Origin of the sequence: Streptococcus sp. ST16 (assembly GCF_046098135.1) — a bacterium.
Taxonomy (GTDB): Bacteria; Bacillota; Bacilli; order Lactobacillales; family Streptococcaceae; genus Streptococcus.
The window spans coordinates 72,452-86,360 of record NZ_JBJUSE010000008.1; the positions used below are offsets into that span (position 1 = coordinate 72,452).

The window sequence follows — 13,909 nt, forward strand, 5'->3', positions numbered from 1 at the left end:
TAAGATTATTTTAACTAAATAAGGATGAAACTAGGAAATTATTCCTGAATAAACTATTTTTACGCCTAAAACGCACTTTAAAAAGCATAAACTATCATTTAAATGTAAAAAAGCAGAACGAAAGTTCTGCCTGCTTAAAGAAACCGCTAAAAAACGAATACCTACAAATGAACTATTCTGAAATGATATTTTCTTTACTTTTATAAAGTAAGATAAAAGTCATCAAGAATAATGAAATCATAGGTATATCAAAATATTCAAACCATATAGGTAGATTCAGTTTGTTTACATCAGCTACGATTCTAATCATTAGATAAGCTATCGAGCTAAACAATACAGTGGTCTCTGGCCAAGCTTTTCGTAGTAATTGAACAACTTTCATCCCAAACTCCAATCTGACGGTCAATCAATTTCCAATCGTACTTTCTTTTGTTTTGTACCTGTATCCTACATAAAACAGACCAAGCAGAATTGGATAGGTTTCTGGATAAAACAGGGTATTGATCGGATTTTTCATAATCAAATACGTTGCGATATAAAGAATGATCGATACGACAAAATACCCCTCAGCAAGTCCTAATAAGAATTGTTTCATAGTAACTCCTATTTACCTGAAAAGAAAGGCGGAAAAACTCCGCCATTTACATACGCAAAATCCTTTTGATTCAGATTCATCATTTATAGTTTTGATTATTTTTTGACAAATCTTTGCAAAAAATACCAAAATAACCCGAAGCAAGCAAGCCAACTACAGTCCATTGCCAATCAAAGGATACTAATGAACCTGTACGAATCACATGAAGCGCGAGATGAAGGCCGATTGCCAACAAGGGAAATACAGTGGCTAGTTTGGGTAATAATGTATTGAGATTAAGGTTGTGATTGTTCATTACCTAACGCCCGCGACGAGCCAAATCTGAACCAAATTTGTAACCAGCCCCAAATGCGCTGAATGCAATAGCACTTAGACCAAATATAATCGAAATAGGCTCAATTCCTCCTTCGATTGCTTGCAAGTCTTTCTCATCAATTACTTGAAATTTATCCATTCTCTTCTCCTTCATTTCTATATATTAAAATAAATGTCATCAAAAATAATGAAATCGTTGGTATATCAAAATATTCAAACCATATAGGTAGGTTTATTTTGTTTACATCAGCCACTACTCTAATACTTATATAAACCATCGAGCTGAATAATACAGTCAATTCTGGCCAATATTTCAGTATCAATTGTATGATTTTCATCTCAGACTCCAATGTTATGGCCGATTAGCATAATAACCTGCCGCAACTCCTGCACCTGCTGTAGCTGTAGCAAGCGCTGCCACACCTCCAATTAATTTCCAACTAATAACTACCCCGCCAATAACAATCGGTGCAATCCCCCCATTCACATCCGTCAACTCTTCTTCTGTAAGAGCTGCAAAGTTCTGTTCCATTTTGTCAAAGTTTGTCATCTTTTTTCTCCTTATTTTTTTCTATATATCTAATCTTTAACCTCTAAGCCACTTAAATAGCCAGATTGGATAAATTACTGAAATCTTTTTTTCTTCCTGTTCTTCTCACTTATCTATTCGAGAAGTGATCTAAAATGAACAGGTAAATTCATTTATTTTAAATACCATTTGATAAACCATGGCAATAAGATTGGTAAATACATCGCGTAGTCTCCTTCCTTTTCTTCTTACCTATCTATTCGAAAAACAATTCGAAAATGAGCAACTCATTCATTTTTATTTTAAAAACCACTTAATGAACCACGGATAAAAACCGGTCACATACATAAACATTCCTCCTTTTATCTTTCTCATCTCTTTATTCGCAATTTCTACTAAAAATTTTTCTTTTTTCTGCAAACAAAAAAGCAACATGCAAATCATGTTGCTTTTTGCTATTCTTTACTTTTGACAACTGCTACCACATCTCCTACACTTTGCAGTTGGTCAATTTCCTCATCACTGATTTCAATTCCGAATTCATCTTCTAGTGTCAAGACGAACTCCATCAAATCCACTGAGTCCGCATCTAGGTCATCTTTCAAACTCAAGGCCTCTGTTACGACAAAGTCCTCTCCCTGTCGCTCTTGGATAATGGTTACAATACGGTCAAAAATTTCTTTTTCTGTCATCTTTTTTATTCTCCTGAAAATTCACGCGCAGTCTGGGCAACTACGTCTGTTTCTAGCATAGTACGAATCTGGCGAATCGTACTATACACAGCCTTGGCATCACTTGAGCCATGAGTCTTGACAACCGGTGCCTTAACACCAAACAAGACCGCTCCACCAACATCTGAATAGTTGAGTTGCTTTTTCAAATCTCTAAGGCTATCCTTGAGAAGAAGAGCACCTAGTTTCGCTCGAATACCACCACCTGTGATAGCTGTCTTAAGCAAGCCCATAATACCCATGGCTGTCCCTTCAATAGATTTGAGCACAGCGTTTCCCGTGAAACCATCTGCCACAACAACATCCGCAACGCCATTCATCAAATCACGCGCTTCCACGTTTCCGACAAAATTCAAGCTTTCATCCGCTGCTAGCAAGGCGTAGGTTTCCTTACGAAGAGGATCACCCTTGCTACTTTCTGTTCCATTATTGAGCAAACCAACACGTGGTTTCGAAATCCCACGAACATTTTTCGCGTAAAAGGAACCCAAAACAGCGTATTGGTGCAGATGATGAGCTGTATTTTCTGCATTGGCTCCAAGGTCTAGCATGTCAAAGCCTTTGCCATCAATGGTCGGTAAGGTCGACATGAGTCCAGGACGGTCGATATTCTTGATACGACCGACAATGAAGAATCCTGCAGCCAACAAGGCACCTGTATTCCCAGCCGAGAGGACAGCGTCTGCCTCTCCTTCTTTGACTGCCTTAGCCGCTAATACCATACTGGCATTTTTTTTCTTACGAATAGCTTTTGTCGGCTCATCATCAAAATCAATCTTCTCATCCGTATGGATAATGCTGACGCGTTCTGTCGCTGTTAGATATTGCTTGATTTTGCTTTCGTCTCCATAGAGTTGAACCTCAATATCTGAAAAGTCAGCAAGGGCTTGATTGACACCCTCAACGATAGCTTGAGGTGCATAATCGCCCCCCATAGCATCTACTGCAATTTTTTTCATTTGTCTTCCTCTTTTAGTAATTGTCCCCAGTCTGCTAGGGAATCAATAAATTTCTTTGATTTTAGGTGAATTCCAACATACTCTTCGTAGATTTGGTCTATAAACTTGCGCAAGTCTTGCTTAATTTCAGGCTTGAGCGAAATAGTCTCCAAGGTCTCAAAATCAATAGCTTGAAATTGATTAAGTAGATAAGGGATATTGGGATTCAGATGACAACGTCTCTCATCTTCATGATAATGCTCTGGGCAGAGGCAGGCTCCATATTTAAAAGAAAAGTCAAAAGCCTGACCGACCCGATGGCAAAAGACACACTCATTAAAATTAAGGCTAATCCCAAATCGGGTCAAGATTTGAATTTCAAAAATATTGGTCAAAACCTGATAATCCAAACCCTCTTCCATCAACTCCAAAGTCTTTTGCAAAAAAGCAAACAAGGGAGCATCCTGCTGGTTATCCTGCAAACTAGCATCTGCAAGAGCTGCTACGTAGGTCGCATAGGCCATGACAAAGAGATCGCTATTAATCTTTGAAAAGGTCATCACCTCATGGTAGTCCTCGATATAGCTGAGCCCATCATCATTGATTCGCAAGAGAAATCGTGCCAACACCAAGGGCTGAATAACCGGAGCTAGTTTGGACTGGCCAGCGTGTTTGACGAAAAACATGCGCTTCCCAGCCTGCTCGGTAAAAATCTTGACTAACTTGTCATCCTCACGAAAATTACGATTGTAGAGCACCAAGCCTTGACTCGTGATAGACTGAATCATGCTTCTCTCATGTACTCCTCAAGTCGTTTCATAGCCTCTCTGATCGTTTCCATGCTGGCTGCATAAGACAGACGCACATAGCCTTCTCCATACTGACCAAAAGCAGCACCCGGAATAAAGGCAACAGCCTTCTTCTGGGCAAAATCCTTCAGAAAAGCAAAGGAGTCTTGATTGTAACCTGCTGGAATCTTAGCAAAGATATAGAAGGCACCGTCTGGTTTGATAATCTCAAAACCAAGATTAGTCATCTTCTCAATAATATAATCCCGACGCTGGATGTATTCCTTCTTCATAGGCTCTGCGTCGTTTTTACCAGCGGTCAAAGCCTCCACCGCAGCATGTTGAGCCATAGTGTTTGCGGCAGTAACCAAATATTGGTGACTCTTGATTAACTGAGCTGTGAAAGCTGCAGGAGCAAAGATGAAGCCTAAACGCCAACCAGTCATAGCATGCGATTTAGACAAGCCATTAATAATAATAGCCTGGTCTCTCAGCATCGTTCCCAGAGATACATGGGCTTGCCCTGTATAGGTCAATTCCGAGTAAACCTCATCACAGACAACAAAAATCTCATACTTGCGTAAAACATCTGCCAAGGCTTCCAACTGCTCCCGACTATAGGTAATTCCTGTCGGATTAGCCGGATAGTTGAGAATGACAGCCTTGAGCTTGTCGCCTTGCTCCAAAATGGCCTTTTCCAACATTTCAGGGGTCAAGACAAAACCATTTTCAGTCGTATCAATCTCGACAACCTCTGCCCCAACTAGATTGACAATTGGCTCATAACCTGGATAGGCAGGAGCTGGCAAGAGCACCTTATCTCCCTCTTCCAAAATAGCTGTCAAAGTAGCAGATAAAGCCTCTGTCGCTCCAATTGTAACCAAGATTTCATTTTCAGGATTGTAATCTAGCTGGTATTTTTCTTTTACAAAATCACTGGCTGCCTGACGTAATGTTAACAGACCACTCATCCCTGTATAGTAGGATTGGTTCTGATCAATGGCTCGCTTGGCTGCCTCCTTGACATGATCTGGCGTTGTAAAATCAGGTTCCCCCAAGGTCAAACGCAAGACCCCAGGAATCTCAGAAATAGCCTGATCAAACTGGCGAATCAAGGAAACTTGAATCTTGTCTAACTGTTTATTAAAGCGCTTGGTTAAGTCCATAGATACCTCCTACTCTCAAAACGTATCTCTATTATACTACAAAAGCCCCCCGACCGCAAAAATACATTATAGAATGACTTTTCACTTTCTATTTTACTTTTCCTGTTTACAAGTCTATAATGGTAACAGATTATGATTGGAGGTTTTTATGTCATTTCTATCAAAAAATGGAGCAGGCATCTTCACCTGCCTTCTCATTTCTATCATTTCTTGGTTTATAGGAGGACTTTTCCCCGTCGTGGGTGCACCCGTTTTTGCAATCTTTATAGGAATGCTCCTACACCCCTGGCTCTCGCCCTACAAACAACTAGATGCAGGTTTGACCTTTAGTTCCAAAAAATTACTCCAGTATGCCGTCATCTTGCTTGGTTTTGGTCTCAATATCTCGCAAGTCTTTGCAGTCGGACAAACTTCACTCCCTGTCATCCTTTCCACCATTTCGATTTCCTTAATCGTCGCCTACCTCTTCCAGCGTTTCTTTGCACTAGACACAAAACTAGCTACCTTGATTGGAGTGGGGTCTTCGATCTGTGGAGGTTCTGCCATTGCGGCGACAGCGCCTGTTATCCATGCTAAGGAAAAGGAAGTCGCCCAAGCCATTTCCGTTATCTTTTTCTTCAATATCTTGGCTGCGCTCATCTTTCCAACTCTAGGAACCTGGCTTCATCTATCCAATGACGGCTTTGCTCTCTTTGCAGGAACTGCGGTCAATGATACTTCTTCTGTAACGGCCACAGCTAGTGCTTGGGACAGTCTTTATCAGACCAATACCCTCGAGTCTGCAACCATTGTTAAACTCACGCGCACCTTAGCGATCATTCCTATTACGCTCTTTCTCTCCTACTGGCAAAGTCGCCAGCAAGAAAATAAACAAGGCGTACAACTGAAAAAAGTTTTCCCACTTTTTATCCTTTATTTTATCCTAGCCTCTCTCTTAACGACTCTACTTACCTCTCTTGGTGTGTCCAGTAGTTTCTTTACCCCTCTCAAACAACTCTCTAAATTCTTTATCATCATGGCCATGAGTGCTATCGGTCTCAAAACCAATCTAATTGCCATGGTTAGATCCAGTGGTAAATCTATTGTCCTCGGAGCTCTTTGCTGGATTGCCATCATCCTCACCAGTCTTGGTATGCAAGCATTGATTGGTACTTTATAATACAAAAGGTAGCCCATGGCTACCTTTTTATTGCTCAAGAATTAAGCGAGTATGTTCTCTCTTGATACAGCGATTCATCACGATGTCATCGCATCCTCCAGCACGCAAGATTTCTTCCGCTTCTAGATTTTCAAGTCCTAATTGCGCCCAAAAAATCTTGGCATCAGCCTTGAGAAAATCACGCGCCACATCTGGCAAAAACTCGCTCCGTCGGTATACATTGACAATATCCACAGGAAAAGGAATCTCAGCTAGACTCGTATAAGCCTTTTCTCCCAAGATTTCCCCACCTGCAGCCTTGGGATTAACTGGAATGATTTTATAGCCCCGAGCTTGCATTTCCTTGGTCACTCGATTACTAGTTGTTTCCTCACGATCGGACAAGCCCACTACTGCTAACGTTTTACTGGTTGTAAGATACTGACGAATCACACCATCACTTGGATTGATAAATTCTTGACTCATAGAAATTCTCCTTTTTTCTCAGTATAGCATATTTTGAAAAGGCTTGCAGATTTTGACTACAAAAAATCTCCTAGCAAGAAAAGAAACCTGCTAGGAGAACGATCTATTTCAAGTGAAAGTTTAGATTTTTTTCTCGATACTAAATAATGGAGAAAGAGGACGTTTTTCGTGGATACGTACAATGGCATCGCCTAAGAGATGAGCAATAGAGATCTGTTCAATCTTATCAATCAAACGCTCTTCTGGTAGGTAGATAGTATCTAAAACAACCAATTTTTTAATAGCTGATTTTTGGATATTGTCCATAGCTGGCCCTGAAAGAACTGGGTGCGTACAGCTTGCGTAAACTTCAACAGCACCTGCTTCAGCAAGAGCATCCGCCGCATGACAAATAGTTCCAGCTGTATCAATCATATCGTCAATCAAGATACAAGTCTTACCTTCTACTTTACCAATGATATTCATCACTTCACTGGTATTCATCTTGTCTACACTACGGCGTTTGTCAATAATCGCAATCGGAGTTTTCAAAAACTCTGCCAACTTACGAGCACGAGTCACCCCACCATGGTCTGGACTGACAACCACGTAGTCAGAGCCAACCATGCCACGGCGTTCAAAATAGTCCGCAATCAAAGGAGCACCCATCAAGTGATCTACAGGAATATCAAAGAATCCCTGAATCTGCGCGGCGTGCAAATCAATCGTCAACAAACGATCTACCCCAGCCACTTCTAGCATATTTGCGACAAGCTTTGAAGTGATTGGCTCACGCGCTCTTGCTTTTCTATCCTGACGTGCATACCCATAGTAAGGCATGACAACGTTGACAGATTCTGCACTAGCACGCTTCAATGCGTCCACCATAATCAAAATTTCAAGTAAATTATCATTTACAGGTGAACTCGTTGATTGTAGGATAAAGACGTGTTTTCCACGGATTGATTCTTCGATGTTGACCTGAATCTCCCCATCTGAAAATTGGCGAACAGTCGATTTCCCCAACTCTATCCCAATTTCTTGCGCCACACGCTCTGCCAATTCTCTATTAGAAGAAAGGGCAAACAGCTTTAAATCAGAAAAAGACATGATTTCCTCCGGTATTTATGTATCACTTGTTTTTTACACAACATTTTCCATTTACCATTGTAGCGCTTTTTCCTTTATTTTTCAATCAAAAATAAAACAAGAGCAAACATTTATACCCTTGTTTTATACTATTTTATATTAGCTATATTAAAACTAAAAATCCTACATTTTAACAATCGATTTTATGCTAGGATGAAATTTTTTCGAGACAAAGTTAGTATACTTCTCTCATACTTCCTGTATCCACATCATAGACAGCACCTGAAATAACCACATCATCAGGAATCAGTGGAGATTCTCGAAGCAATTCCATATCCTCTCTCACACTCTCTTCAACATCCTGGAATGGTAAAAAATCTTGGTCAGATACATCAACTCCGAGCTCGTGTTTTAAATGTTCATGAAAACTTTCATTTTGAAAGGTTTGAGCTCCACAGTCTGTATGGTGAAGCACCACGATTTCTCTTGTCCCCATTTGTTGCTGGGAAATCACCAGCGAACGAATCATGTCCTCTGTTACTCTACCGCCAGCATTTCGTAGGATATGGGCATCCCCAAGGGCCAAACCTAAAGCTTGCGCAACGTGTAGACGCGAGTCCATGCAGGTCACGATAGCTACTCTGGTTTTCGGTTTAAGTGGCAAATTTAACTGCCCATGTAGGGCAACATAAGCCTGATTGGCTTTCATAAACTGTTCAAAATACGACACGATTCCCTCCTCAAAAATTTGATAATTAAATATTTCTCCTATCTTATCATTTTTAAGAGGATTTGTCACGGATTATGCAAAGACCCTTTTCAAAACTTCCTGAATCGTTGTCACTCCAATGACCTGAATTTCCTTAGGCGGAGTGATTCCTGTCAAGGAATTCTTGGGTACATAAATCTTGGTAAAACCCAGTTTTGCCGCTTCATTGATACGTTGTTCGATACGATTCACACGCCGAATTTCTCCAGTCAAGCCCAGTTCACCAACAAAACATTCCTGAGGATTGGTAGGCTTGTCCTTGTAACTAGAGGCAATAGCCACTGCAACGGCTAAGTCAATGGCAGGCTCATCCAATTTGACACCGCCAGCAGATTTGAGATAGGCATCCTGATTTTGCAAGAGAAGCCCTGCTCGTTTTTCCAAAACAGCCATAATCAGACTCGCACGATTGAAATCAAGTCCTGTCGTCGTACGCTTGGCATTTCCAAACATGGTCGGTGTCACCAAAGCCTGAACCTCCGCCAAAATCGGACGGGTCCCTTCCATGGTCACAACGATTGACGAGCCAGTAGCCCCATCCAAACGCTCCTCTAGGAAAACTTGACTCGGATTGAGCACCTCAACCAATCCGCCCGACTGCATCTCAAAGATGCCAATCTCATTAGTGGATCCAAAACGGTTTTTGACTGCTCTCAAGATACGGAAGGTATGGTGGCGTTCTCCTTCAAAGTAAAGCACCGTATCTACCATATGCTCCAACATACGCGGACCAGCCAAGGTCCCTTCCTTGGTCACATGCCCTACGATAAAGATAGCAATGTTATTAGTCTTTGCCAGCTGCATGAGCTCAGCGGTCACCTCACGCACCTGAGACACAGACCCCTGCACTCCTGAAATTTCAGGAGACATAATAGTCTGGATGGAGTCAATAATGAGGAAGTCTGGCTGAATTCTTTCTACTTCTGCGCGAACACTCTGCATATTGGTCTCTGCATAGAGATAAAACTCACTATCAATATCTCCCAAGCGCTCTGCTCGTAACTTAATCTGCTGGGCAGACTCCTCCCCACTGGCATAGAGAACGGTCCCCACTTGGGACAGCTGAGTCGATACTTGTAATAGAAGGGTTGATTTCCCGATTCCTGGATCCCCACCGATAAGGACGAGACTTCCTGGTACCACTCCGCCTCCAAGTACACGATTGAATTCCTCCATCTCCGTCTTGGTTCGATTGACATTGATTGAAGTCACCTCAGCCAGTTTCATGGGCTTGGTTTTCTCACCTGTCAAAGACACACGCGCATTCTTGACCTCAGAAACCTCAACTTTCTCGACAAAAGAAGACCAAGATCCACAGTTTGGACAGCGTCCTAGGTATTTTGGGGAGTTATAAGCACAATTTTGACACACAAATGTCGTTTTTTTCTTTGCGATGATAAACCTCTTTCTAAATTTCTATCTCACATTCAATCACTTGGCAAAAATTAATCTTCTCGTCTGGTACAAATTGGCGCATGAGCATTCCGTGAGTTACAATGATAATAGTTTTATAATTTTTATATTTTTCCAAAGTTCTTAAAAAACGATGACGCATCTCCAGAGCAGTTTCATAGCGACAAGGGGAATCTTCAGATAAACCTCCTTGATGTTTTAGATAATATTCATGAGCTACCAATACACTAGTTAAATCAGAGTTAGTACCATCTAAGTCTGGACGCCACTCATGAAAAAACGGCTCCACAAATAAGTCCAATCCTGTTTCAACCGCTATATAATGGGCTGTTTCTAAAGCCCTCGTCACAGACGATGAAATAATAATCTCTGCCTTTCCAAAACATGCAGTTTTAGCAACTTCTTTTGCCAGACTGCGACCTTTTTCTGTCAATGGTGCTAAATCACGACCAAAACCACTATAGAGTCGCGGATTTTCAAGTTTATCAAGTATACTATAATCTGGCTCCCCGTGACGTACAAAGATAATCTTCATCTTAATGCCCTGTCGATCCAAATCCACCAGTTCGCACGCCATCTGCCTCGTCTCCATCTGCGATTAAAAATGGTACAAAAACAGCCTGAACCACACGTTCCCCAACTTCAAGAACCACTTCCTGGTCAGTAATGTTTTTCATCTGCGCAAAGATATGTCCCTCATTTCCAGGATTTCCATAATAATCCCCATCAATAACGCCAACAGAGTTGATCAAGACCAGACCCTTCTTGCGAGGGTTTGATGAACGGTCATAGAGATAGAGCACTTCTGTCGGCTGCATGTAGGCCTTAACACCTGTCGGAACCAAAACAATCTCTCCTGGCGCAATCACGGTGCGTTCCGCAACCTTTAAGTCGTAACCAGCCGCGTGAGCTGTCTCACGCTTCGGTAGTAAATTTTTATCAGTAAAACTCGAAACCAATTCAAAACCACGAATTTTCATATTTTTCTCTTTTCTATAATCATTTATTCTAGGCTATTTTATCTTATTTATTCGAAAAAAGCACGAAAAAAGAGCACACAATTCACACTCGCTTAGGGCTGCTGGATTCCTCCCCTGACCCGCTTCACGCAGAACTGTTGCTCCACTGTTTATTATACCACATTCCCCTCGGTTTTTAAAGAGAAATTATTTTTTCCGTCGATTTCGGAAAAAGTCCTGCATAATCGCTGCACAGTCATCTTCCAAAATTCCCGTTTCTACCTCTACACGATGATTGAGACGCTCATCTGTCAAAATATCGTACAGACTTCCAGCTGCACCAAATTTCTGGTTTTTAGCCCCGTAAACTACGTTTGGAATACGGGCAAGCCCAATCGCCCCGCTACACATCACACAGGGCTCTATGGTTACAAAAAGGGTGCAATCTAGTAAACGCCAGCTCTCTTCACTCACATTCGCATTCTCTATAGCCATGATTTCTGCATGCATGACCGCCCGTTGCAACTCCTCGCGCGCATTATGCCCCCTCCCAATGATTTCTCCATCCTTGACAATCACACAACCAATTGGAATTTCATCGTGTTCTAAAGCAATCTCAGCCTCTCTCAAAGCCTCTCCCATAAAGGCTTCTTTTTCTTCAACTGTATAATTCATCGTTCTTCTCTTTTCCTACTTGTCGATTTTATTATTATATCATGATTCTCAACACAAAAAAAGCCACCCAATGGGGTGACTTAATAGGGAGATTATTATGAAAAAGAAAAGTTTAGGATATTTGTTACAACAAGTTAGGAGGTCTTCTTGTAACTGTCTATAGTATACCCAATCTGTCTTAAACTAATCTTAAAAATCTCCTATGACCAAACACTTTCTAAAATATTAGTTTGTTCACGACCAGGACCTACTGAGAAGGTTGAGATACGAACACCAACCAACTCGCTTACACGACGAACATAGTTACGTGCATTCTCAGGAAGATCTTCCAAATTACGAACTCCAGTAATGTCTTCTGACCAGCCTGGTAACTCTTCGTAGATAGGTTTGCAACGTTTCAACTGTTCAAGACTAGCTGGATAGTAGTCAATACGTTGACCATCAAGATCATAGGCCACACAGATTTTAACTGTATCCAAACCACTCAAAACATCAATAGAGTTCAATGAAAGATTTGTAATCCCAGATACACGGCGGCTATGACGCATCACAACTGAGTCAAACCAACCTACACGACGTGGACGGCCAGTTGTTGTACCATATTCATGACCTACTTCACGGATACGATCTCCCACTTCATCAAACAACTCAGTTGGGAAAGGTCCGTCACCTACACGACTCGTATAGGCTTTACAAACACCTACAACCTTGTCAATCTTACTTGGACCAACACCAGACCCAATTGTCACACCACCAGCGACAGGGTTTGAAGAAGTAACAAATGGATAAGTCCCTTGGTCAATATCCAACATAACACCTTGTGCACCTTCAAAAAGCACACGTTTGCCATTATCAAGCGCATCGTTCAAGATAACAGAAGTATCTGTCACATATTGTTTAATTTGTTGCCCATATTCATAATATTCTTCAAAAATATCATCGAATGAAATAGGTTCACTATCATATAATTTTTCAAACAAACGATTCTTTTCCGCAAGATTGCGTTCTAAACGCTCACGAAAAATCTCTTTATCCAAAAGATCCGCAATACGAATTCCAACACGAGCAGCTTTGTCCATATATGCTGGACCAATTCCCTTTATTGTAGTACCAATCTTATTATCACCCTTAGCTTCTTCTTGCAAGCGATCCAACTCAATGTGGTAAGGCAAAATAACATGCGCACGATCAGAAATACGCAAGTTATCAGTTGTCACACCTTCATCATGAAGATAGCTCAACTCTTTCACAAGAGATTTAGGGTTTACAACCATACCGTTTCCAATAACTGAAATTTTTTCAGGGAAGAAAATTCCAGATGGAATCAAGTGCAACTTAAACTTTTTACCATCAATAACAATGGTGTGACCTGCATTATCACCACCTTGATAACGAGCAATTACCTCTGCATTAGCTGAAAGAAAATCTGTAATTTTCCCTTTACCTTCATCACCCCATTGGGTACCTACAACAACAACTGAAGTCATAATAAAATTCGTCTGAGCTGCTAGGAGCTCGTCCTTTCTCATATACATGGCAGGAATTTCACCCGCAATTATATCTTACAACTTATTATAAGAAAAAAACACTTTTTTATCAAGAAGAAACAGTAGAAAAGATTTGGAATTTCTGTAAATAACAAAATTCAAAACCTTAAAAATTAAACAAAATCCTAAATATATAAAATCAATACAGATTATTGTTCGTGATATATAATTTATGAGTTTCTTATTGGATGAGAGTTGTACCACCTTGCAGGAATTTATCTAGATATAGACGATAAGCTGTTCTAAAGTGATATAGAGAAAAGTCTCTATCACTTTTTATTTTAAATCGGATTAAGTAATATAGTAAAAACCGAAGATGAAGTGATTCCCACTCAGCACAACTCTGGCCTAAAGAGGCATATTCTTGTTCAACTAATTTCAAAAAGACAAATGCTCGATCATAAAATTTCTGAAGCATATAAAAATTCCCTTTCTTATTACTAACACTAGTCTAACAAAAAAAAGGAACTAAAAAAGCTTCAAATCCTATAAAAGAAGAATTTAAAGCTAAACGAACTAAAAATAAAATAAAGAGGTAATTATAGATTTAAAAAATAAAATTTGAAATTTCAACAGTCCACTATATTTTACAATTTATCATATAAAAAAACGCTCAATTGAACGTTTCGATTTATACTCCGCCAGTAGGACTCGAACCTACGACATCATGATTAACAGTCATGCGCTACTACCAACTGAGCTATGGCGGATAAAAGCTAAGCGACTTCCATATCTCACAGGGGGCAACCCCCAACTACTTCCGGCGTTCTAGGGCTTAACTGCTGTGTTCGG

The 13,909-nt window shown here is 40.6% G+C and carries 19 protein-coding genes, 1 tRNA gene and 1 other RNA gene; 1 reads left to right on the forward strand and 20 read right to left on the reverse strand.

Going from position 1 to position 13,909, the window contains the following annotated elements; genetic code table 11:
• Nucleotides 1-406: 406 nt before the first annotated feature.
• From ACIY14_RS06405 to ACIY14_RS06445, 9 genes are all read right to left on the reverse strand, one after another.
• Nucleotides 407-595 (reverse strand): hypothetical protein, encoded by a 189-nt coding sequence (locus ACIY14_RS06405; RefSeq protein ID WP_409001985.1) that lies wholly within the window; start codon nt 593-595, stop codon nt 407-409.
• A gap of 79 nt (nt 596-674) precedes the next feature.
• Complete coding sequence (locus tag ACIY14_RS06410) at nt 675-890, reverse strand: bacteriocin immunity protein (protein ID WP_409001986.1); 216 nt, start codon at nt 888-890, stop codon at nt 675-677.
• Nucleotides 891-893: 3 nt separating this feature from the next.
• Complete coding sequence (locus ACIY14_RS06415) at nt 894-1,049, reverse strand: smi_0061 family bacteriocin-like peptide (protein WP_000357247.1); 156 nt, start codon at nt 1,047-1,049, stop codon at nt 894-896.
• Complete coding sequence (locus tag ACIY14_RS06420; RefSeq protein ID WP_409001987.1) at nt 1,042-1,248, reverse strand: bacteriocin immunity protein; 207 nt, start codon at nt 1,246-1,248, stop codon at nt 1,042-1,044. The genes ACIY14_RS06415 and ACIY14_RS06420 overlap by 8 nt, the downstream gene beginning before the upstream one ends.
• 14 nt (nt 1,249-1,262) lie before the next feature.
• On the reverse strand, nt 1,263-1,460 hold the full coding sequence (locus ACIY14_RS06425) for a class IIb bacteriocin, lactobin A/cerein 7B family (RefSeq protein WP_213988818.1): 198 nt from the start codon (nt 1,458-1,460) through the stop codon (nt 1,263-1,265).
• Between the two features lie 434 nt (nt 1,461-1,894).
• On the reverse strand, nt 1,895-2,131 hold the full coding sequence (locus tag ACIY14_RS06430) for an acyl carrier protein (protein WP_000136441.1): 237 nt from the start codon (nt 2,129-2,131) through the stop codon (nt 1,895-1,897).
• A 5-nt stretch (nt 2,132-2,136) separates the two neighbouring features.
• Complete coding sequence (gene plsX / locus ACIY14_RS06435) at nt 2,137-3,129, reverse strand: phosphate acyltransferase PlsX (protein ID WP_409001988.1); 993 nt, start codon at nt 3,127-3,129, stop codon at nt 2,137-2,139.
• Nucleotides 3,126-3,896: a DNA repair protein RecO gene (gene recO, locus ACIY14_RS06440; protein WP_000616151.1), complete on the reverse strand. Its 771-nt coding sequence runs from the start codon at nt 3,894-3,896 to the stop codon at nt 3,126-3,128. Before recO ends, plsX begins: the two co-directional genes overlap by 4 nt.
• Complete coding sequence (locus ACIY14_RS06445) at nt 3,893-5,062, reverse strand: pyridoxal phosphate-dependent aminotransferase (protein ID WP_009729541.1); 1,170 nt, start codon at nt 5,060-5,062, stop codon at nt 3,893-3,895. The genes recO and ACIY14_RS06445 overlap by 4 nt, the downstream gene beginning before the upstream one ends.
• Before the next feature lie 148 nt (nt 5,063-5,210).
• Between ACIY14_RS06445 and ACIY14_RS06450 the strand changes: the two genes are divergently transcribed.
• The gene (locus tag ACIY14_RS06450; RefSeq protein ID WP_409001989.1) at nt 5,211-6,221 is read left to right on the forward strand and encodes a YeiH family protein; all 1,011 of its coding nucleotides are present in this window, start codon (nt 5,211-5,213) and stop codon (nt 6,219-6,221) included.
• A 27-nt stretch (nt 6,222-6,248) separates the two neighbouring features.
• On the opposite strand, the gene ACIY14_RS06455 is transcribed toward ACIY14_RS06450, so the two are convergent.
• From ACIY14_RS06455 to ACIY14_RS06505, 11 genes are all read right to left on the reverse strand, one after another.
• Nucleotides 6,249-6,686, reverse strand: coding sequence for a CoA-binding protein (locus tag ACIY14_RS06455; protein WP_409001990.1), 438 nt, complete (start codon nt 6,684-6,686; stop codon nt 6,249-6,251).
• Nucleotides 6,687-6,806: 120 nt separating this feature from the next.
• Nucleotides 6,807-7,775, reverse strand: coding sequence for a ribose-phosphate diphosphokinase (locus ACIY14_RS06460; RefSeq protein WP_084933666.1), 969 nt, complete (start codon nt 7,773-7,775; stop codon nt 6,807-6,809).
• Nucleotides 7,776-7,989: 214 nt separating this feature from the next.
• Entirely contained in the window at nt 7,990-8,484 is a 495-nt protein-coding gene (locus tag ACIY14_RS06465; protein WP_409001991.1) for a beta-class carbonic anhydrase, read from the reverse strand.
• Nucleotides 8,485-8,556: 72 nt separating this feature from the next.
• On the reverse strand, nt 8,557-9,918 hold the full coding sequence (gene radA / locus ACIY14_RS06470) for a DNA repair protein RadA (protein ID WP_409001995.1): 1,362 nt from the start codon (nt 9,916-9,918) through the stop codon (nt 8,557-8,559).
• Nucleotides 9,919-9,931: 13 nt separating this feature from the next.
• Nucleotides 9,932-10,471 carry a histidine phosphatase family protein gene (locus tag ACIY14_RS06475; protein WP_409001996.1) on the reverse strand — a complete coding sequence of 180 codons (540 nt, stop codon included), beginning with the start codon at nt 10,469-10,471 and terminating at the stop codon, nt 9,932-9,934.
• A 1-nt stretch (nt 10,472) separates the two neighbouring features.
• Nucleotides 10,473-10,916: a dUTP diphosphatase gene (locus tag ACIY14_RS06480; RefSeq protein WP_409001992.1), complete on the reverse strand. Its 444-nt coding sequence runs from the start codon at nt 10,914-10,916 to the stop codon at nt 10,473-10,475.
• A gap of 54 nt (nt 10,917-10,970) precedes the next feature.
• Nucleotides 10,971-11,070, reverse strand: an RNA gene (gene ffs, locus ACIY14_RS06485) — signal recognition particle sRNA small type.
• Nucleotides 11,071-11,102: 32 nt separating this feature from the next.
• Nucleotides 11,103-11,570 carry a tRNA adenosine(34) deaminase TadA gene (gene tadA, locus ACIY14_RS06490; protein ID WP_409001993.1) on the reverse strand — a complete coding sequence of 156 codons (468 nt, stop codon included), beginning with the start codon at nt 11,568-11,570 and terminating at the stop codon, nt 11,103-11,105.
• 200 nt (nt 11,571-11,770) lie between these two features.
• Entirely contained in the window at nt 11,771-13,057 is a 1,287-nt protein-coding gene (locus ACIY14_RS06495; RefSeq protein WP_409001997.1) for an adenylosuccinate synthase, read from the reverse strand.
• A 241-nt stretch (nt 13,058-13,298) separates the two neighbouring features.
• Entirely contained in the window at nt 13,299-13,535 is a 237-nt protein-coding gene (gene comW, locus ACIY14_RS06500; protein WP_409001994.1) for a sigma(X)-activator ComW, read from the reverse strand.
• Nucleotides 13,536-13,753: 218 nt separating this feature from the next.
• Nucleotides 13,754-13,827, reverse strand: a tRNA-Asn gene (locus tag ACIY14_RS06505).
• Nucleotides 13,828-13,909 lie beyond the last annotated feature (82 nt).